Origin of the sequence: Agarivorans sp. Z349TD_8, from assembly GCF_050870825.2 — a bacterium.
Taxonomy (GTDB): Bacteria; Pseudomonadota; Gammaproteobacteria; order Enterobacterales; family Celerinatantimonadaceae; genus Agarivorans.
This window is the reverse complement of the sequence record NZ_CP194037.2, coordinates 2232669-2253437: the sequence shown is the minus strand read 5'-3', so window position 1 is coordinate 2253437 and position 20769 is coordinate 2232669. Positions and strand designations below refer to the sequence as shown.

General features: G+C 42.3%; 17 protein-coding genes and 1 pseudogene. 5 read left to right on the top strand and 13 right to left on the bottom strand.

Annotation, left to right across the window (positions count from 1 at the left end):
* The first annotated feature begins 290 nt into the window (after positions 1 to 290).
* Positions 291 to 2006, top strand: a complete 1716-nt coding sequence (gene ushA, locus ACRRS1_RS10225; RefSeq protein ID WP_432453284.1) for a bifunctional UDP-sugar hydrolase/5'-nucleotidase UshA — start codon at positions 291 to 293, stop codon at positions 2004 to 2006.
* Positions 2007 to 2819: 813 nt separating this feature from the next.
* Here the strand turns inward: ushA and ACRRS1_RS10220 are convergent.
* Entirely contained in the window at positions 2820 to 3407 is a 588-nt protein-coding gene (locus ACRRS1_RS10220; protein ID WP_432453285.1) for a phospholipid scramblase-related protein, read from the bottom strand.
* Between the two features lie 526 nt (positions 3408 to 3933).
* On the opposite strand from ACRRS1_RS10220, the gene ACRRS1_RS10215 reads away from it, so the two are divergent.
* Positions 3934 to 4764 (top strand): AraC family transcriptional regulator, encoded by an 831-nt coding sequence (locus ACRRS1_RS10215; protein WP_432459310.1) that lies wholly within the window; start codon positions 3934 to 3936, stop codon positions 4762 to 4764.
* 19 nt (positions 4765 to 4783) lie between these two features.
* Positions 4784 to 5389 carry a LysE family translocator gene (locus tag ACRRS1_RS10210; RefSeq protein ID WP_432463283.1) on the top strand — a complete coding sequence of 202 codons (606 nt, stop codon included), beginning with the start codon at positions 4784 to 4786 and terminating at the stop codon, positions 5387 to 5389.
* A gap of 158 nt (positions 5390 to 5547) precedes the next feature.
* On the opposite strand, the gene proX is transcribed toward ACRRS1_RS10210, so the two are convergent.
* Genes proX through proV form a run of 3 tightly spaced genes read right to left on the bottom strand, consistent with a single transcriptional unit; the run spans position 5548 to position 8885 of the window.
* Positions 5548 to 6558 carry a glycine betaine/L-proline ABC transporter substrate-binding protein ProX gene (proX, locus tag ACRRS1_RS10205; protein ID WP_432453289.1) on the bottom strand — a complete coding sequence of 337 codons (1011 nt, stop codon included), beginning with the start codon at positions 6556 to 6558 and terminating at the stop codon, positions 5548 to 5550.
* A gap of 27 nt (positions 6559 to 6585) precedes the next feature.
* Entirely contained in the window at positions 6586 to 7695 is a 1110-nt protein-coding gene (gene proW / locus ACRRS1_RS10200) for a glycine betaine/L-proline ABC transporter permease ProW (RefSeq protein WP_432467870.1), read from the bottom strand.
* A gap of 2 nt (positions 7696 to 7697) precedes the next feature.
* Positions 7698 to 8885, bottom strand: coding sequence for a glycine betaine/L-proline ABC transporter ATP-binding protein ProV (gene proV, locus ACRRS1_RS10195; RefSeq protein ID WP_432453291.1), 1188 nt, complete (start codon positions 8883 to 8885; stop codon positions 7698 to 7700).
* Positions 8886 to 9559: 674 nt separating this feature from the next.
* Here proV and ACRRS1_RS10190 point away from each other — a divergent pair.
* A complete protein-coding gene (locus tag ACRRS1_RS10190) occupies positions 9560 to 10204 on the top strand; it encodes a hypothetical protein (protein WP_432467871.1) in 645 nt (214 codons plus the stop codon).
* A 260-nt stretch (positions 10205 to 10464) separates the two neighbouring features.
* On the opposite strand, the gene ACRRS1_RS10185 is transcribed toward ACRRS1_RS10190, so the two are convergent.
* From ACRRS1_RS10185 to ACRRS1_RS10145, 9 genes are all read right to left on the bottom strand, one after another.
* Positions 10465 to 10896: a hypothetical protein gene (locus ACRRS1_RS10185; RefSeq protein ID WP_432467872.1), complete on the bottom strand. Its 432-nt coding sequence runs from the start codon at positions 10894 to 10896 to the stop codon at positions 10465 to 10467.
* A complete protein-coding gene (locus ACRRS1_RS10180) occupies positions 10884 to 11573 on the bottom strand; it encodes a NifB/NifX family molybdenum-iron cluster-binding protein (protein WP_432459304.1) in 690 nt (229 codons plus the stop codon). The genes ACRRS1_RS10185 and ACRRS1_RS10180 overlap by 13 nt, the downstream gene beginning before the upstream one ends.
* Positions 11574 to 11601: 28 nt before the next feature.
* Positions 11602 to 11814 carry a putative nitrogen fixation protein NifT gene (gene nifT / locus ACRRS1_RS10175; protein WP_432453301.1) on the bottom strand — a complete coding sequence of 71 codons (213 nt, stop codon included), beginning with the start codon at positions 11812 to 11814 and terminating at the stop codon, positions 11602 to 11604.
* Between the two features lie 63 nt (positions 11815 to 11877).
* On the bottom strand, positions 11878 to 13449 hold the full coding sequence (gene nifK / locus ACRRS1_RS10170) for a nitrogenase molybdenum-iron protein subunit beta (RefSeq protein WP_432453302.1): 1572 nt from the start codon (positions 13447 to 13449) through the stop codon (positions 11878 to 11880).
* A gap of 104 nt (positions 13450 to 13553) precedes the next feature.
* Positions 13554 to 15011 (bottom strand): nitrogenase molybdenum-iron protein alpha chain, encoded by a 1458-nt coding sequence (nifD, locus tag ACRRS1_RS10165; protein ID WP_432453303.1) that lies wholly within the window; start codon positions 15009 to 15011, stop codon positions 13554 to 13556.
* Between the two features lie 45 nt (positions 15012 to 15056).
* The gene (nifH, locus tag ACRRS1_RS10160) at positions 15057 to 15935 is read right to left on the bottom strand and encodes a nitrogenase iron protein (protein WP_432463287.1); all 879 of its coding nucleotides are present in this window, start codon (positions 15933 to 15935) and stop codon (positions 15057 to 15059) included.
* Positions 15936 to 17107: 1172 nt separating this feature from the next.
* Positions 17108 to 18193, bottom strand: a complete 1086-nt coding sequence (locus ACRRS1_RS10155; RefSeq protein WP_432467873.1) for an ABC transporter substrate-binding protein — start codon at positions 18191 to 18193, stop codon at positions 17108 to 17110.
* Between the two features lie 819 nt (positions 18194 to 19012).
* Complete coding sequence (locus tag ACRRS1_RS10150; protein WP_432453306.1) at positions 19013 to 19525, bottom strand: hypothetical protein; 513 nt, start codon at positions 19523 to 19525, stop codon at positions 19013 to 19015.
* Positions 19515 to 19964 (bottom strand): hypothetical protein, encoded by a 450-nt coding sequence (locus tag ACRRS1_RS10145; RefSeq protein WP_432467874.1) that lies wholly within the window; start codon positions 19962 to 19964, stop codon positions 19515 to 19517. The genes ACRRS1_RS10150 and ACRRS1_RS10145 overlap by 11 nt, the downstream gene beginning before the upstream one ends.
* 521 nt (positions 19965 to 20485) lie before the next feature.
* On the opposite strand from ACRRS1_RS10145, the pseudogene ACRRS1_RS10140 reads away from it, so the two are divergent.
* Positions 20486 to 20719, top strand: a pseudogene (locus ACRRS1_RS10140) (transposase); the annotation flags it as partial.
* Positions 20720 to 20769 lie beyond the last annotated feature (50 nt).

Sequence of the window (20769 nt, the reverse complement as noted above, 5' to 3'; positions counted from 1 at the left end):
ACAAATATTTTACAAAAATCACAATCACTCTAATAACATCATTGAAAGCACGGTTTAAGCCATCAAAACACATGCTTCGAGAGATAAAAAAGCACCCTGAACACCAGCAAAAAGCCCCGCATCAGTTTTGCGGCAGAAACCAAGGCCAGTATAAAGTTATGGACTGACATGTATTTGTAAACTAAGTGGATTAAGGTGTTTAAAACCGTTCGTAACTGCAGCGGTCGTGAGCTTTTGTCTAAAAATACAAGCACACCTAACAAACAACAATAGAGTAAGGATCCAACTTGATGTCAAACGCATTAACTAAAGGACTAGTGGCTAGCGCAATTTTAGCTTCACTAGCAGGATGTAATAATAGTGATAATGACGCCGCTATCGCAAAGGCAAACAGCTGCGCTGAAGCAGGCGATGCTTGTACCCGATTTACCATTTTGCATACCAATGACCATCACGGCCGTTTTTGGAAAAACAGTAAAAATGAATACGGAATGGCAGCACGTAAAACCTTGGTGGATCAGATCCGTGCCGAAGTAGAAGCAAATGGCGGAGAGACACTGTTGCTATCTGGAGGAGACATTAACACTGGCGTCCCCGAATCAGATTTACAAGATGCTGTACCTGATTTCATCGGGATGAATCAAATTGGCTATGACGCGATGGCAGTCGGTAACCACGAGTTCGATAATCCTTTGGAGATCCTCGATTCACAACGCTCCATCGCCAACTTTCCAATGCTCGCCGCTAACATCTATAAAGCCGATGGGACTCGTTATTTTGACCCCTACAAGATTTTCGATGTAAACGGTCTTAAAGTCGCAGTGATTGGATTAACCACTGAAGACACAGTAAAAATTGGCAATCCTGAGTTTATTTCAGAACTCACATTTACCGATCCTAAAGTAGAAGCTGCCAAGGTCATTAAAGAAATTCAAGCGGCAAAAACCGCTGATGTCATTTTGGCATCAACTCATATGGGCCACTACGCAAGAAGCCTTCACGGCAGCAACGCCCCGGGAGATGTAACGCTTGCTAACTATCTAGAAACCGGTGCGTTACAAGCCATTATTGGTGGTCACTCACAAAATCCGGTGTGTATGGAAGGCAGTGCTTACGCCGACTTCAAGCCCGGAGACGACTGTGTGCCCGATAAACAAAACGGCACCTACATCATGCAAGCCTATGAATGGGGCAAGTACGTCGGTCGCGCCGACTTTGAATACTTTAATCATGAACTGCATTTATCTAGCTACAAATTAATCCCAGTGAACCTATTGAAAAAAGAAACTGATGCACAAGGTAACGAAACCGGAGCCGAAGTACTTGCTGGAGAAAAAATCGAGCCCGATGCGGCCTTAGAGCAACTTCTGTCTTACTACCAAGAGCAAGGACAAGAAAAACTTGGGGAAGTGATAGCCACAAGTGATGGCTTACTCGATGGCGAACGCAGCAACGTGCGTTATAAACAAACTAACTTAGGCCGCCTAGTTGCCGAAGCTCAACGTAGTAAAGTTGTCGCAGATATTGGCGTAATGAATTCTGGTGGTGTTCGAGCCTCCATTGCGGCAGGTGAAATAAGTTATCGCGACGTGCTTACCGTGCAACCCTTCGGTAATACCGTAACGCTCAGTACCATGACCGGTCAACAAATCACTGACTACTTAGGCCCAGTCGCTAGCATCCAAATCGGCTCTGGTGGTTATGCTCAAATCACAGGCGTTAAAATGAGTGTTGATTGCACGGCTCAAACCGTAAACATTAATGAGATTAACGGTAAAACATTCAGTGCAAGCAATAACTACACCTTAACCGTGCCGAGTTTCAGCGCCGCTGGCGGTGATGGTTACCCAGTGATAGAACCACAGCAAACCGGTTATGTTGACGCCGATGTGTTATACGATTTCTTCAAAAAACAGGGCAGTATTGTCGCCTCAGACTACAATCCGGTGGGTGATATTGTTTATACCAATTCAGACAGTAGCGATGGTTGTTTAATTACCCCTTAGCTAAAACAAAGTCTGATTTAAAAAGGTAGCTATTCAAGCTACCTTTTTATTTGAATTTAAATCCTTTGACCACTGCAGCCTAAATAATCTTTAAAAGATACCCACCGGTAAATTTTTTAATTTCAATATATCTTGCATCTTTTATACGTCTACATGGAATGCCGACCTCTAAATCACCTATATTCTGATTAAAGCCACACTCGTTCTGTGGTTTTTTATGACATGTACAACATCCCCTGGACTAACCACATACAAAAACCAATATGAAAGAGAAAAGATAATAAAAAATGAAAATGAACTAAATACAACATTTACAAACGCATATATACTCGTTTCTTTTTGATAAAAATGATAAAAGGTTTTAAAATCAAAGAGCATATATGACCTAAACATAAAAGTTAGAAATATAAAAGCCCCTCCTGCTAAATATAAAGGTATGATTGAGTACACAAAAGAAAAAACCATATACAACGAAAAAAGCTAAATTTACTCATATCGATCTTCCTTTCCTCATATCAAACTACTAGCAATAATCGCATTATTATCAAAAATTTTGCTGACAGTTTTATATTTATAACCTAGCAATGTTGTCATAAGGCATAGAGCGCCAGACGCCGTATTAGTTCAGTTCAGATCCAAACCATTATATTAAGATCACCTGCAATACGAACACTCACGCTCTCACCCTACCGCTAACCATTTATTGTGAAAACCTATCTCAAAAAAATAACGATCAGCGCACCAAGTCCCGGAAGAAACATAGCGCTAGTGCGCAGGCAATCATCGCCCTTCTATCAGTTGATGGACGGTCGTCTACTCCTTCAAAACCATATCAATACACATCACCGCGGCTAAAATGAGTTTTCGAACATCATCGTTCTCTGGTACATCATTTGATATTTCAAGAATATAGTTATCCGCACTGGTAAATAGTTCTTTACCTAATCCGGCCCATTTCTTAGAGACGTGAGCAAACTCTTTCCCATCTTTTTTAAAGTAGAAATCCCACCCCGTCCATTTTCCTTCCAGTTGACAGATCATTTGATCATGCTTATCAAGCACATCAAACTTCCCACCAATTGAAAAAAACTTCTGCGCAAAACCACCAATCGTTTGGTTATTTTGATCACTCACGGTAACTTTTGATAAAAACAGTGAAATCCCCCGCTGAAGGCGAACGATGCGCTGCCCATCAGGTGTGGTTATTTGAATGTCGAACGGTGTCATTCGTTTATAGTCAGTAAACCGCAGCATCTTGGTAAAAAAACCTAAAGAAGGTTCTCTACACTGCATGATTACGTCCCCGGTAGAAGGGTCATAAATATCGAAGTTATTGGCAGCTTTGAATAAGCCGACATGCTCTTTTACTAAAAACAAATTACTATTGATGACATCGCTCATTCTCAGTTTTTCTCCATTGGGGTAACAAGCAGTACACGCTTTATTAAAGATAAATTAGACTCTTTATCCTTCTCTTAAGCAACTGATAAATATTAATATTTAAAGGAGTAAACATAAATCAGAACGGAATTATCATTCAACATGTCCCGCCATATGACCCCTTCACACATTTAAAGCTGATCATCACTCGTCTGATTCTATAAGCTCAACTTATCGCAATTCGAACCATCACCATTTGGTTATTTTCAGGCAAAACCAATCTTGCAAACTAATGGTGCCGAATAAATCTGCCGATAACCAAGCATAAAATGCGTTAACTAAAGGCTCAATGATAAGATTCACGACACAGTCAGCGCTGATTTAGGCCAACAAGAATGAGCAGATAATGAGTGACATTGGTATAAATACAAAGCTAATGCCGTAAATATTCAGCACTTAGTTTCGCAATTTTGTTCAATCTTTTCGCCGCAAGTCTCCCTATACTGATATTCAAGATCAACGGAGAGTAATCGAGAAGGGCAAGCCAATGGCGCAAGAGAATCAATTCCAGTTCATCAATAGCAGCAGCTGGAAAAATATCACCGCGCTAAATGCCACCATGAGTGATTTTTCCTATTCTAAACATGCCCATGAAGAATATTCTTTGGGTGTGACTTTACAGGGCCGCCAAGATTTTTTCTGCCAAAATGCTTATCACAAGAGTCCTCAGGGTGGAGTGTTGCTGTTCAACCCTGAACAAGTTCATGACGGACATTCCGGAGGAGAGCAACATCTTAAGTATGTAATGCTTTATATTCATCCAAAGGAACTTCATCCCTTATTCCGAGCCCTCGGTTACCCACAACATTCGATCCCAAGGTTTGAGCAACCCTTGATCGAAAACCGGATGCTTCGCCACCAGATCCTCCAATTTTCATCCATCATCGACCAAGCCCACTATTCAAAAATCGAGTTTGAATCTTGCTTATTTCGAATTGCACAATCACTGGTATCAATGTCTGGGGTTTTAAGCATTGAGAAACCAAATAATAAACCAAGCGATAAATTGCTGCTTAGGGCAAAGGATTATATTTTGGCCAGCCTCGCGCAAGATTTATCAATTGACGATATAGCCATGGCCGCCAACATGTCTAAATTTCACTTTATTCGGCTATTTCGTCAGCAATTTGGGATTACACCTCACCAGTACGTATTGAGCTGCCGAGTCAATGTTGCGCGAAAAATTATCGAGTCAGGACAATCACTAAATGAAGCGGCTTTCATGGCTGGATTTGCCGATAGCAGTCATCTGATCCGCCATTTTAAACGTGTATATGGAATGACGCCAAAAACCTTCCAACGCCAACTTTCTGCATAAATTTATTCGAGGTTTCAATATGTTAAGCATTCTAATCTATGCTTTTAGTATTATGTACTCGCCTGGGCCAGTCAATCTACTAGGCATGCATAGCGGTATCAATAGAAACACTCGTGGTCACATCGGCTTCTTTGCTGGTGTGGCGTTCGCGATGTTACTACTTTTTATTAGCCTTGGCTTGCTTGGTGCGACCTTGGTAAACCCTGTCTTATTACCTTACCTCAGTTTATTGGGGTGCTGCTACATTTTATATGTCGCATGGAAGATCATGAAAACGAGTGTGGATATTAAGCCCTCGTCCAATGATAAAAAAACCTTGTCATTTTGGGATGGTTTTCTTATACAACTATTAAACCCCAAAGGATTAGTTGCAACGCTGCCTATCGCAACCATTCAGTTCCCGGCAGAAGATATTTATGGAATGAGTATGATTCTTTGGTCTGTGGGTTTATCGATGCTTGCTTTTGGCGCGCCGACTAGCTACTCGATCATCGGCATGCAACTTGGAAAAAAGCTAAATAATCCGGTTTACTTCAAAATATTTAATCGATCCATGTCAGGACTACTGGTATTAGTGGCGTTCAGCATCGCTCATGAATACGCATATCTAGAAATTATAAAATAGTAAACTCAGCAATAATTAACTTAGCTCGATATGGTACAAGTCACCTTTCTGTCCAATGCGTGTTTAGTTTCCAATAAAAAAGTTCTGAGCCTGTGACCCTTTTAAGCGTCAAATTCTCAGAACTTTTAGAGTTCACCGATAACTAAAACCAGCGTTGCTTATTTCACGAGAGCGGCTTTCGCTTCCGCTATCCAAGCATCAAATTGTTTTTGATGGGCTTTAATCCATCCATTTGCGTGGGCTTCAATATCCTTACTTTTGTTTTTCCCTTGACTCATCATCATGTTTTGAGCACTAACATCGTTAATGTTCAGTTTTATGATAGAAAATAGCTTCTCTGCGGCTGGGTTTTCTGCGGCAAACTTTTTATTCGCAACAATATTCATTGAGTTCATTTGGAAACCATAATTCTTACCGTTCGGTAAAGTGGTATCAACATCTGTTCGTTCGCCAGGGAGCGACGAGAACGGGACTTCCAACCAAACGACATCTTTACCTGGGACCAATACACCGCTCACCCAATAAGGGGTCCAGGTGTAATACAAGATCGAACCGCCATTTTTATAACGAGAAATAGTATCGGCAATGATCGCTGAGTAATTACCTTGGTTATGCGTAACTGTATTTTCTAAGCCGAAAGCGGAAAGTTGATGTTCAATCACACCTTCACATCCCCAACCAGGGTTGCAGCCCGTTAAGTCAGCTTTGCCATCACCATTAGCATCAAATAACTTAGCGATTTTTGGATCTTTTAATTGAGCAATATTGGTAATACCGTATTTAGTCGCGGTCTTTTTGTCGATTAAGTAACCTTGAGCGGCACCAGAAATATACTCGCCCGAGCGAAAGAATTTTTTATCAGCGCCCGCTTTTGCATATTTATCGGCATGCAATGGAAACCAGCCAACGGTTAGATACGTTGCATCACCTTCAGCAATTGAAGTATAAGCAACGTTATAGTCCACTTCTTTAGTTGGACTCACGGTGTAACCTAAAGCTTCCATCGCCTTATTTACAATCAGAGTCTGAAATGTCTCTTCTGCCACAGTTGACTGAACGGGTTGAACCGTAATACCTTCACCTGGAAGTTTTTCGGCTAAGACCGTAGTTGAAAGTGTCGCCGTAAGCATGGTCGTTGCAGTAAGCAAGCTTTTCCATGTTGTATTCATATTTCTCTCCTTGAGTTTCAAGTCTAATTAGGATTTAACTTTACGATAGATAGAGTGAATAAAAGCTGCTGGGCCACTGTGATACCAGCGTGATTTCTGATCACGCGATTCAACACCAATGGTTTGAGTCAGCCGATCGAGTAAAATAGCTAAAATAACGATACCGAGACCGCCAACCGAGGCCATCCCCATATCTAAACGGCCAATACCACGCAGTACCATTTGACCAAGGCCACCCACAGCGATCATCGACGCAATAACCACCATCGATAAAGACAGCATTAAGGTTTGATTGACTCCGGCCATAATCGTGGGCATCGCTAAAGGAAGTTGAATCCGATAAAGCATTTGCTTCGAACTTGCGCCAAAGGCGTGTCCCGCTTCAATAAGCTCCTCTGGAACCTGCTGGATCCCTAAAATAGTGAGCCGAACAATTGGTGGTAAGGCAAAAATAATCGTCACCACCACACCGGGCACATTACCAATACCAAATAACATCACAATGGGGACTAAATAAACAAAAGCGGGGGTTGTTTGCATGGCATCTAGCATAGGTCGAATAATGCGTGCAGCCCGCTGACTTCGCGCCAGCCAAATCCCCATGGGGAGCCCAATTAATAAGCAGAAAAATACTGAGGTTAGCACCAATGCCAAGGTCACCATGGCTTCAGACCATGCGCCAATTAAACCAATAATGGTCAGTGACAGCAAAGATGCAATGCCCATTTTGCGCCCAGCTAACTGCCAAGAAATCAAAAATAAGATAAACAGCATTATCGGTGCTGGTGTTGACACTAGGGTCGTTTCAAAAGATTGTAGAATAATGTCAATTGGGACCCGAATGGCTTGAAATAACGGCCGACCATGGGCGACTAACCAGTTTAAAGCGGTTTCGACCCAGTGATCGAAAGGAATAACTGCTTCCTTAAAAGGATGAAGCCAATCAAATGACTCTGGTGCAGCATTGGTCGTTAGCCAATCATTGGCTGCACTGGCGGTGTCTGCGGCACCACTGGACCAAGGATCAGCAGCAGATGTTACAGGCGTGGCGGTTGCCCAAGGATCGGCAACCGGCGCTGAAGTTGCGGTCGCCCAAGGGTCTACTATCTCTGTCGCAGGCGTTGTTTCCGTTGTCATGTCTATTCTCTATCTAATACTTTTAACAGTCGTGATTTAGTAATCACGCCAAAATACTTACCATGTTGGTCGACAACTGGCACCGAATAAGGAACTTGAGCAACTGGGCCAATCAGCTCGCTAACGGATAGTTCTGGGTCAATAGTGATGGTGTCAGGAAGTAAAGCGCTGCTTAAAGATGCATTATCTTTCTTGGCAGCCTTTAGTGAATCTAAGGAGACAATACCCGAGAATTTGTTGGCCCGGTCAACGACGATGCCAAACTCTCGATCATTATCTACCAGCAATTGAATTGCGGTCGCCGGACCGTCATTATCATGCTTCTTAAATACTGCCGCAGGATTTTTAAGTGCGATATCTTTGGCTGTGAAAATAGTCGCCGTATTTACCCCACGGAAAAATGACCGCACATAATCGTTAGCTGGCTTTTGTAAGATCTCATCAGGAGTTCCCACTTGAACGACGATCCCATCTTGCATAATAGCAATTCGATCACCAATACGCATGGCTTCATCGAGGTCATGAGAGATAAATACAATCGTTCGTTTATCATCATTTTGTAAGCGGATTAACTCATCTTGCATTTCGGTGCGGATCAGCGGGTCGAGAGCGGAAAAAGCCTCGTCCATCAACAAAATATCTGGGTCGTTCGCCAGAGCCCTTGCAAGACCAACACGCTGCTTCATACCACCAGAAAGTTCATCTGGATATGAGTCACAGTAGGCATCTAAGCCAACCCTATCCAAGGCGGCTTTCGCACTGGCATTGCGTTGATTGAGTTCAATACCTGCCAGTTCCAAACCAAAGGCTGCGTTCTCAATCACTGACATATGTGGCATCAGCGCAAAATTTTGGAACACCATAGAAACGTTTTGTCGACGAACTTCCCTTAATTCTGCTTCGGATATTTTAGCGATATCTCTTCCATTCAGTAATACGCTACCTCGAGTAGGCTCAATCAATCGATTTAGCAGACGCACAAGGGTGGACTTTCCTGAACCCGATAGGCCCATGATGACGAAAATTTCACCTTCTTGAATACTTAGTGAAACATCTTTCACACCAACGGTGAGTCCTGTTTTCTCGAATATTTGATCTTTATCGAGACCTTTGTCTATTAGAGGAAAAGCGAGTTCGGGTGTTTCACCGAACACTTTATACAAGCTTTTCACTTCTAGTATGCTTCGCATTAATTACATCCTTGATTTTGTATGAAACTAAATCATTCATATTTATTATGTACTCTAAACATTTTTGTGACGAACTTCAAGTATTCAGTTTGATAACGGCGTAATTAAAACCGAATAAAATACAATGTTATCATAGCGTTATGTACACATTCTTGTTTCTGTATAAAGTGTTCCCAAGCGGCACAATACTTCGTACTGAATGTATTTTCACCGATGATTACAAACAGATAAATAGATCTTATTCGCCATGACTGATTTTAGGTCGGTGTTTGTGCCACAGAAAAACCTATTAATTTTGCCAAAAGACGAGCGTAAACCAAGTCAATACCGTTCAATATGACTTCAAGCGAAAAGTTGAAACGTCTTGAGCCAGATGTTTTATCGCTCTCATACTGAGTGACTCGTATTGGCTTTTGCATGGCAGCTGTAAAAACTATGTACGGTATCAGTCACAAAAACGTAGCGATAAATACAGATTTAAGTTAAACCAAAATTCACCAAGTTATTCGCTATTCATATGCCGCTTTAAATTAGATATTTATTCTTGATTTTGAATAACGACAGACGTTTAATAAGTAAACTATTATTTAATGCTGAAATCGTGATCAGCTGATGACTTTGTCGTCATAAGCAACCACAAAGTAATAACAACTGAAGCAAAAACGGAGAAAGGAATGATATTTTTTGGCTCAAAGGGTAAATCCATATCAGGGCAGGTCATAGAAGGACTCCAGTGCCCAAGTTGTGAAAATGAACAGTTTATTACTTTCGGCTTACTTCGATACTTTCACCTATATTGGATCCCCACATTTGTTACCTCCAAAAAGGTTGGTATCGAATGTACTCATTGCAAAAAAACACTCATCGGCAAAGAATTACCAAGCGACTTAGCGAAGCAAATCAAGAAGACTGTTTATAATCTAAAAAACACTCTACCGATGTTTTCCGGGCTGATTATCATTGCCTGTTTGGCCTTAACGCTAAGTTACTCCTTACAGCAAAATAGCCTTCAAGAAGTGGCTTATATCGAGCAACCCGCGATTAACGATATATATATTGTTAATTTCACAAAAATATTTCCCCAAGCAGACAGCAAATACAAATACGGGCTGATCCGGATCAAACAGGTTTCAGAAAACAAAATTCAGTTTCAAGTGAGCCAAATTGCCTACAACAAGGCCGCTGGTGCGCGTAAAGACATCGAAGAGAATAAGGCTTTAGCTGATTCTTACTATGATGATGAACCTTTATCCTTCGACATCAAACAACTCAAATTAATGAAAGATTCCGGCGCAATTTATTCCATAGAACGTCTCTAAGCGATGAAGTAGGAAACGGTTAGAATCCAAGCCACCTATTTGGTGGCTTGATGTCAATAAGCTAATATTTTTATAGTAAACAATAACTTCCGCTACATAGGTATAATTAAGTAAAAACAAGCGCACCACTCACTCAAGGCGGCTGTGAATCATTGTTGAATATCAACCACTGAGAATCGCGAATCGACAAATTTTCTCGAAATGCCGCATTGCTCAAATAGAAGCCACACCTTTGCAATAAAATTATCACATACTTGGGTCTACTCTTCGTGCATCGCAATAATTACACCGATGGCCAGTTCAATACTGTCGGTAATACGGGCGCAGCCCATACCGTTAGCCATTAAAAATATGTCAAAGTGTTCGCAGGCCAGAAACGATTCACGTTCTGCCATGTCGTCCTCACTACACACGATCACCCGAACGCCAGGATGATGCTTGGTAAAACAACTCAACTTTTGCTCAAAAGTGGCTGGGTCCGCGAGGCGATGAACTAAATTACCGAGCATCGCCATATCCAGCGCTTCAAATTGGGTTTCGCCTTGATCTGAAGTACAACCACATTGATGTTCGGCTGTATGCTCTCCCCCTTCTTGCTGGCACTGACACTCATGCTGATGTTCGGGTTGATGGTCGTGCGCTTCACCCTTACAGCCGCATTGTTTCATGTCTTTGTTTGTTACAGTGTGCATAAACAGTCCTCTGTAGGTATTGCTTGTTGTTTATCGAGCAAGCGTTGTAACCATCGTGGAGGGGCCTGCATCACCTCTTGCAAACGCTCTAAAATAATCTGGCTGGGCTGCGGGGTTAATTGTTTCAGCGGCAAAATGTCGGCACGACTAACTCGTGCCGCCGCAGGCCCACCAATCGATAGGGTCGCGAGCAATTGGCAATCACCAATTAGTTCGATCAAATAGCTGGTCCGTTCGTCCCCAGTTTTATTTTCCACCACAGGGCGCACATCGACTAATTGATAGCCCTGTGAGTTCACCTGATAAATCAGAAATCGCAAGCACGAGCCAAAATGGCCGTCTATATCTTCCAAATTGTTCGAGCTCACGGCTAATTGCAGCACCGATCCCGATAGTTCGCGACTCACAGGCACTTCAGGTGGTTGCATAGCACTGATCTGAGTCGAACTAAAAATGGCATGTACTTGATTCACTTGACCGCGTTCAAGATGAGCGCTTGAAGACTGAAGTACTTCGCGTAAAGCCTTGGGACTTAAAGCACGAAGCTTTTTCTCGGTCAGCGGCTCACCACAGTGTTTCACCAAGATATCGACAAATTGTTTTAATTCGATATCAGGCATCGCTTTCGACGCCATGGCTAACCTTAAGGCTAACTGGTCACTCATTGAAACGCTCATAACTATCTCCTGATGATAAAACTAAACATTAGGCTCGACGGGCACGAAAGGTTTTAGGCAAGGTAGGCTCAGGATTAACGGGTTCAATGTAATATTTACTCCCATCACTGAGTTCGATTTCTCCGCCCCACTGGTCGCTTTGCTCAAACTGTAAATTTTGAATGGGCAGTTCCAGGTCTTTCTTGGCGATATAAGCCTGCAGCGCACCGGAAGCTTCACGGCTAATAATAAGATTTGGCATACTTAGATTCCTTAAGATGGCCGGAGCAGTGCACCGGCCATTGCTTCATACAGATAACGAGGTTTAACGAACCAGATCGAAACCGTAGTCTGTTTTACCCAGCTCTGAAGTGTCTTCATCGAGTTTTGCCAACACTTCGTTGACCAGCGTGGTCAGCATATACATGCCGCCTTCGTAGCCTAAAGTGGTGTTACGATGCAGATGGTGGCGATCAAAAATAGGGAAACCCAGTCGAATCAGGGGTACTTCAAACTCTTCACCCTTGGCTTTGGTATCGCGTTGGATGAATTTGGCGTATGAGTTACCAATCATAAAGTCAGGTTTATTAGTGAACACCAATGAACGGAAATGCCATAGATCTTTACCGACGTGAATTTCAGCATTGGCCGTAGTTGGCGATTGCGCAATCAAGGCTTCCATCTTCTTACGCCAGCGTTTAGCGGCGTTATTACATAAGATGTGTTTAATTTCACAGCCCAATTCCATCAGGAATTTAGTTAAACCCATTAAGTAATCTGGGTCGCCATAGATAGAGAAGCTTACGCCATGTAGCCAAGTATGCGAGTCTGTCATCATGTCTACTAAACGGCCACGCTGGGTCGCCAGTGATTCAGGGATCGCTTTGCCAGTGAGTTCAGAAATCTTCATTAAGAATTCATCGGTCCAATCTAAGCCCATTGGAATATTGAGCGTAGGCACTTCATGCTTCCAAACGCCTTCCACAAACTTCTTGGTTTTTACCAACTGATCGGGTTGCAGCAAAATGGTGGTAATCGCGTTTGGTGCATCTTCTAGCTCAGCCAGCGGTGTACCGCCTGCGTACATACGATATTCGCCATCAGCTGGCGTATCGAGTACTTCCGAAGGATCACTCAATAGACTGTAATTAACATCCATCTGCTGCAGCATGCTATGGATGACTCGGTAGTTTCCTAAGTAGGTTTCAAAGCCGGGAATAAGGTTGATTTTGCCATTACTAGCGACCACCTTATCGTCCATGTTTTTGCCCGTGAAATACTTGGCAAAGCCCTCAAACATGCCATCCCAACCGGTGACATGACTGCCCACAAAACTCGGTGTATGGGCAAATGGGGTTGGCAAGTCTTCTGGGATGTAACCCTCTTTCTTGGCATTACCAATGAAGGCATTCAAGTCATCACCAATAACTTCCGCCATACAGGTAGTAGAAACAGCAATCACCTCTGGCTTGTACAATGCCAAGGAGTTTTGAAGACCGTCGTACATATTTTTTTGGCCGCCAAATACCGCTGCATCTTCGGTCATCGAATCTGACACACAAGCCACTGGCTCTTTAAAGTGACGGTTAAAGTAAGTGCGGAAATAAGCCACACATCCTTGCGAACCATGTACATAAGGGAGGGTTTTTTCGAAACCCAAGGCACATAATACCGAACCAAGTGGTTGGCAGGCCTTTGCGGGATCGATGGTTAAGGTTTTGCGTGAAAAGTTAAGCTCTTGGTACGCTTCGGTGGTGGTCCACTCAAAGACTTCTTTGATCTTCTCGTCACTCACGCCTTCTTCATGATCGGCACGTTTGCGCGCCATCATGTCTTGATATTCTGGCTGCTGAAACAGCGGGTAGCCAGCTTTGATATCGTCTACTGATTGACTCATTTTATATCTCCTTCCGCGCCACTCATCTGTGAACTAACGGATTGAGTTAAACACTCAAGTGCGGTTGCACTCATCCTGACCTTGCTAAGCAAACTAGACTGCGCTTAAGCAGCTGCTTGATTTTCTGTCTTATCCGCCTTCCATGGTGGCGTTAACTTATTCCAGCAAGGGTTGTTCAGCGTCATGTCCATGTCGCGGGCGAAGATGGCAAACCCATCGAAGCCATGATAAGGACCGGAATAATCCCAGCTGTGCATTTGACGGAATGGGATCCCCATTTTTTGGAAGATGTATTTTTCTTTCACACCGGCACCAATCAGATCGGGTTTCAGTTTGTCGGCAAATGCTTCTAACTCGTAACCTGTTACGTCATCGTAAATCAAGGTGGCATCTTTCACTTCAGGGACGGTTTTGCTGTAATCATCGTTATGACCAAATTCATAACCCGCACCAACAATTTCCATACCTAAATCTTCATAGGCACCAATCACGTGACGCGGACGCAACCCACCCACATATAACATGACTTTCTTGCCTTCCAAGCGAGGACGATACTTGTCGACAACGGCTTGCCATTGCGCTTTGTAACCAGCAATCACTTCTTCAGCCTTGGCCTGAATTTTCTCATCGAACTTGGCCGCAATAGCGCGTAAGGATTCTTCACACTTAGTGGGACCAAATAAGTTGTATTCCATCCATGGCACACCGTATTTTTCTTCCATGTGGCGACAGATGTAGTTCATCGAACGATAACAGTGAACTAGGTTAAGCTTCACCGAAGGGGTATTTTCAAGCTCTGGTAAGGTACCGTCACCCGACCACTGCGCCACGACCCGTAAACCAATTTCTTCCAATAAGATCCGTGAAGACCAGGCATCACCACCAATGTTGTAATCACCAATGATGGCCACATCGTAATCGGTGGTCGCGACTTCTTTACCTTCCGACTTATCCAAGACGTAATCTCGTAAAGTATCGTTGGCGATGTGGTGACCCAGCGACTGACTCACCCCACGGAAACCTTCACAACGCACTGGCACGATGGTTTTACCGATTTCTGCACCTTTGGTTTTAGCAACCGCTTCGATATCATCACCGATCAGCCCGACAGGACATTCTGATTGAATAGAAATCCCGCTCGCTAATGGAAACAACATTTCCACTTCGTCGATCATGGTGGCAAGTTTTTTATCGCCCCCAAACACAATGTCGCGCTCTTGGAAATCAGAGGTAAAGTTCATGGTGCCGAAGCTGTTTACCCCGGTATAACCGGTATAATAGTTACGACGGCCAGCGCGTGAGTATTGGCCACACCCCACAGGACCATGAGAGATATGCACCATATCTTTAATTGGTCCCCACACAACCCCTTTCGAACCCGCGTAAGCACAGCCCCGCGCGGTCATCACCCCTGGCAACGACTTACGGTTAGCGGTAATACAACTACCCGTTCCACTGTCGTTGGCATCGAGGTGCTTTTTACGATCCGCTTTGGCTTTTTCTGGATAAACTTCTAGCACTTCATCAATCAGCGCTTGAGTTTCTGCTTTATTGTTAGACATTGCTGCCTCCTATAGCATCAATAAGATCACTTGGTTGGTGAATGATTAGGCGGTCACTTCTTCAGCAACTTGACCAATGATCGACTCGTCTTCTGCGTCCATGATGCCGAATTCCATAAGCAACTCTTCTAACTCATCCATAGTCACAGGAGTCGGAACGACAAATAACTCGTTGTTGATGATTTTATTGGCGAGGGCGCGATATTCATCGGCTTGATTACATTTAGGGTTGTACTCAATCACGGTCATACGACGAATTTCAGCTTGTTGTACAACGTTGTCACGCGGTACGAAATGGATCATTTGAGTACCAATTTTGGCCGCAAGCGCTTCAATCAGTTCATCTTCACGGTCACATTTACGTGAGTTACAAATCAGACCCGCTAAACGAACACTACCGGTGGCAGCATATTTACAAATCCCTTTAGAGATGTTGTTTGCGGCATACATCGCCATCATCTCACCCGATACCACGATGTAGATTTCTTGCGCTTTGTTTTCGCGAATAGGCATAGCGAAACCACCACAAACCACGTCACCCAATACGTCGTAGAATACGAAATCGAGATCTTCTTCATAGGCGCCTTCTTCTTCTAAGAAGTTAATCGCAGTAATCACACCACGACCCGCACAACCTACACCTGGCTCAGGACCGCCAGACTCAACACAACGAACACCGCCGTAACCGACTTTAAGTACATCTTCTAATTCGATATCTTCTACAGAACCCGCATCAGCAGCCATTTCCATAATGGTGTTTTGCGCTTTTGCATGTAAAATAAGGCGGGTTGAATCCGCTTTAGGATCACAGCCGATAATCATTACTTTCTTGCCAGCTTCTGCTAAAGCACCTACTAAGTTTTGGGTAGTAGTTGATTTACCAATACCACCTTTTCCGTAAATTGCACATTGACGAATAGCCATAATATTTTCTTCCTTTAGCTTGATAAACGGTTCCCGCAGTAACTATTGCGAATACCGAGCCAACTGGAATAAAAACCATAAGTCATTGAATAAAAACAAGAATAAATCATCACCAAGAAGTTTTTGTCGCAAGTTCGTGCCACAAAGCCCTCATCAATGTCGCTTACACAACAATCATTGTAAGAATGATTGTGCTTGCGGAGCGCCCCCCAACAAATGAATAAATGACTTAGATACAATTAAATCACTCAATATTGAGAAAATGTTCAGGACAAGTAATATAAAATGCAGCTCGATCATGCCACTGGGCTAAATGTCATTATCGAACCTAACCAGCAGCGTCAGCTGCTTAAGTGAACACCACAACAGATTGTGCAATGCTTGCAACAGTAAACTTAGGGCTGTGGTTCTCGGTTTATCGTGGTTATGGCTTAACTCAATGATATGCGCAGGCACATCCCACTCACGATAGGCGACAGCATTAACCGCAATATAAACCGCTAGCGCCTAATATAAGGGGTGGTATCCTCAACCAGTAACGGATAGGCGCTCATACTCGATTTTGCCCACGTTCTGACAAATCACGACTAAATCCTATAAATGGCTTGCTGTATCATTGCTCACAATAGCGCAAACATGTGTTTGGGGAGTTAGGATGACAGTCTAGCTATTTGTTACCATGATCAACCTTTTCACATCACTAGCCAGTAAGCAATTCCATCTTTATCAATGAAGATAATACGGCTAAATTTGATATTAGATTGATTGTATGTGTATCAGTTTTTATAAAAGTAATGTGTCTGTAGAGCTCTTACTTAAATAAGCGTTAGAGGGGAATACACACTCTTAATTTGGCCTATAACATGGTGGCTGGTCAAGCATTGCTTGTCCTAGAATATGCGTCTCTCCCAACTTTTTGTTTAAGCATATTGAGTTATAGTTTTCATCGCGTTGCAATGTTGAATCGCCCCTCGATTCCTCAAAAACGTCTTCACACTCTGGGACTTGCAACCAAGAGTGTTCTTTGTGGTGCTGCGCTCACCAAGCTAGATCGTTTTCTCAATACAAGCTCTACGCTGGAAAAATAAGAAGACATTTTAAAACAGGAATCGCTGTCTAGCTATCTTGTTAGGGAGTCACTGACTCCCGTATTGTTACTTGTAAGTAATCAACTATAAGTGAGTCATAAACGTGCCTTTCGGTCGAACAGGTAGGTATTTTTTATAGAAATTTTGGTAATACTCAACTGGGTCTAAATCTTTAAAAACTTCCGGATACATTATCTTGGCGTAATATTGGATCATAGCACCATCCAAAATCGTCCGAACCGCACCGTGATATGCACCATAGATTCGATTGTTTTTCACAGCTGCTAACGTTGTCCAGTCATCGCGATTTTTATAGCCGAGAAGACGTTGCTTCGCTAACTCTTCATCAACTCCTTGTCCCATAACCATCGCTGTTTTATTTGCTCGACCAGATTCATAACCAGTGATAACGACAATGTCTGGGTTAGCGGCAATAATTTGTTCAGGATTGAGTTTTCCCCACCATTCGACATAAGGAGCTGCGATATTATCTGCGCCAGCCATTGTGGAAATAGCACCCCACATGTTTTTACCAAACGTATAACCAATTTCTTCCACACCGGCACCTCCGTATTCAGTATAAACCTTCGGTTTAGGCAGGTTGGCTTCTTTTAACCTAGCGTTGATCATCTCTACACTTTGCTGGTACTCACTCGAAATTTTGGCTGCGCGCTCTTCCTGGCCAGTAATAACACCTATTAGCTCAGTACTCTTAACATGACGCTCTACGGTTTGGGCATTGTAATCAACAACGATAATCGGGATCCCTACAGACTCGAAGCGTGATACTTCACTCCCCAGCGCTTTATATTGCCACTCGGCTAGCATCAATAGATCAGGATTTAGTGCTATGACCTTTTCAACAGAGAAAGAGTTGGTATCCACTCGACCCATGTCAGGAATATTTTTTAAAGAAGGACGGTGTTTTACATATAACTCCCAGTTTTCAGTGCGAGTTTCCCACATGTATTTTGCCATCCCAACAACATTATCAAATGCCGCCTCAGTACCTATTGCCATATAGTCTTCTGGATAAAAGCCAACAACTACACGTTGCGCAGGGGCATCAAAAGTGACTTCACGATCAATAACATCCGTGACAGTGGTGAGTTTTGCAAACGAAACCTGACTAAAAATAGCAGCGATTAAGCCAAGTAATATTTTGTACATTTTATATGAATCCTTATCTATTTTGCTAACCGATTAATACTGAACTGCCTTGAAGACTGCGTCACACTATCCACTCGCTAACGATAATGCAAATAAACATCATTTTCATTTGATACAAAACAGGCAATATATTGACAAGAAATTAACATTAAGCAATTGAATATTAAGAAAAAATAAAAAGTACTGCTTCTGGACACTCTATACTTGATGCAACAAGGGGGCTGAAAGCGATCTTTAACTTTATTTGGCTTTCCATTTCTGGTGAAGATTCAGTTCAAATCATGGTTATTCACTTACGTTTACCGATGGCGATATTAACTGCAGTTATAGGTGGCGTGTTAGGAGCTAAGAACTAAGAGTTGGGAGTTGGGAGTTGGGAGTTGGGAGTTGGGAGTTGGGAGTTGGGAGTTGGAATAGCAGAGATGCGGACATGACTTCACAACAATATGGCGAGCCCTTATATATTCTAGCTAGGCATGGCAAGAAATAACAAGATTGTCATTCTAAAGCAGCTCGTTGGGATGACTGTCTGGTTAATTGCATCAAACTGAGTCACCTACTGTGAATTTAGCCGTTAATCGGCATGACAATAACCTGAGGACTAAATGATTTCAGTGGTGTTCACTTCACTAACGTTGTTACTGTCCCTGTAGTTTTTAACATGGATGTCTATGCTCTTCTTTTTGCTCAAATTGAGCACGGCGTAAAGGATAGAGAGTAAAAGCGCAGGCAGTTTAATTGTGGCTTAGTAAGATGTTATTCAACCTATAACCACTTTATGCTTAAAAAATACTCATGCGCTCGCCCTGTTATGGTGCATTAATGAGGGAGGCCCCAAGCACCTTCAATAACGACAAACATATCAAAAGGATACTTTAAAAAATCAATTTTATTTAACTTAGACTGTAATCCTGGTGATAATTGTGAGTACTCTATATTTGGTTGAATAGAAGTTTTAGAAAAAACAAGCTTCCTAATTAAATGTACCTGCTCCTTAATAACAGAAGATTTTTCTAAAGCATTTTGTTCCTCAAGAATAAGTAATGAATTAGCTAAATTAAATATTTCAGGCTGAGTACATTGTAGAAGCGCGTCATCAAGTAACTTCGTTAAACCTTTTGAGGCCTCTTTAGGTAATTTTTTTAGGCGGGCTCTGTCAGTTGATGACAACGTAAAAGATCTCATTTTATTACGACAGCGCTCACTTTTCTCACTATATTTAGTTAAGTTAACCTGGACCAAAAAAGAAGCATATTTAGCTTCCTCTGAAATTTCAGCTATAGAATAGAATGGAAGTGTCAGTAACAATGTGAAAATAATTTTATTTAGCATTATATTTACAACCTAAATATATAGCCTTCCAAAATTTATATTCTTTAGGCTTAGAGATATGAGCTTGACCTTGATTAAATGCAATAAATTCAATTCTTTCTTGTGCTATTTTATCAAAAGCATCAAAGGATTGGTAAAAATACTCCCAATTAGCCATATAAATATTATAGCTTGTTTGATTCGCCTCAGAAATAACAACTTTACCTGCACCATTTAGTACTTCCTTGGCTGTGCCATTAGGAATAGCATTCATAACAGTGGAAACACCTGAACTAGACGCTACCCTTTTTACACTACCTCCAAAAATAGAATAAATATGGCCCATGAATAGAGCGTATCTACCAATCTTTTTCAAGTTGTATATTTGTTTTATTTCCTCAATAGCTTTTAGGCTTTTTTCATCTAATTTTAAATCAATAATGATTGGACACTCTTTCAATTTTAATCCTTTAATAATTGTAAAGTTTAATGTGAATAAATATACGTGATGCAACCCTTTACACCCCAGACATAATGATCCCCTGGTGAAAGTGTCGACCTCCTGCGTTTATCGTGGATTCGTCAAACTAGAGCCACACTGTTAGATGGAAGTCATAACAGAACAGGAGATCGACACGTCTAAATCTAGCACGTTTTTCATTGGACTAGACGTTCACAAAGAAACCACAGATGTCGCTTATTGTATTGATAATTCGAGAGATGAGCCCGTGTTCCATGGCACCATCCCCACCAATATTTACTCTATCAAAAAATTTATCGATAATTCTATCAAAAACATAAATACTTGGCTAGTCATCTTTGTGTAGTTTATGAAGCTGGGCCTTGTGGGTTTTGGCTTTATCGTCATTTAGTTAAGCACGGTATCGCGTCAAACAACGCGTCAGACAAGATACCCCAACTAACGAAACGCTTATTATAGTCTAAACTATCAACAGTGGTTTATTTGGGGGAGTTATCATTATGCCTCAGCCTAGAAAATCGCAAGTAAGCTTGGATGATACGCCTTATTACCACTGTGTTTCCCGCTGTGTACGTCGGGCTTATTTGTGTGGTGAGGATAAGCAAACAGGCAAGAGTTATGACCATCGCCGCCAATGGGTAGAAGACTATTTGCTAAAGCTAGCGGAGGTGTTCGCCATTAATGTGTGCGCCTATGCGGTCATGAGCAATCATACGCATATCGTAAATTATATTAGACACCCATGATTGTGGCGAAGTATTCGCCCCCCATCAACGCTTAAGTA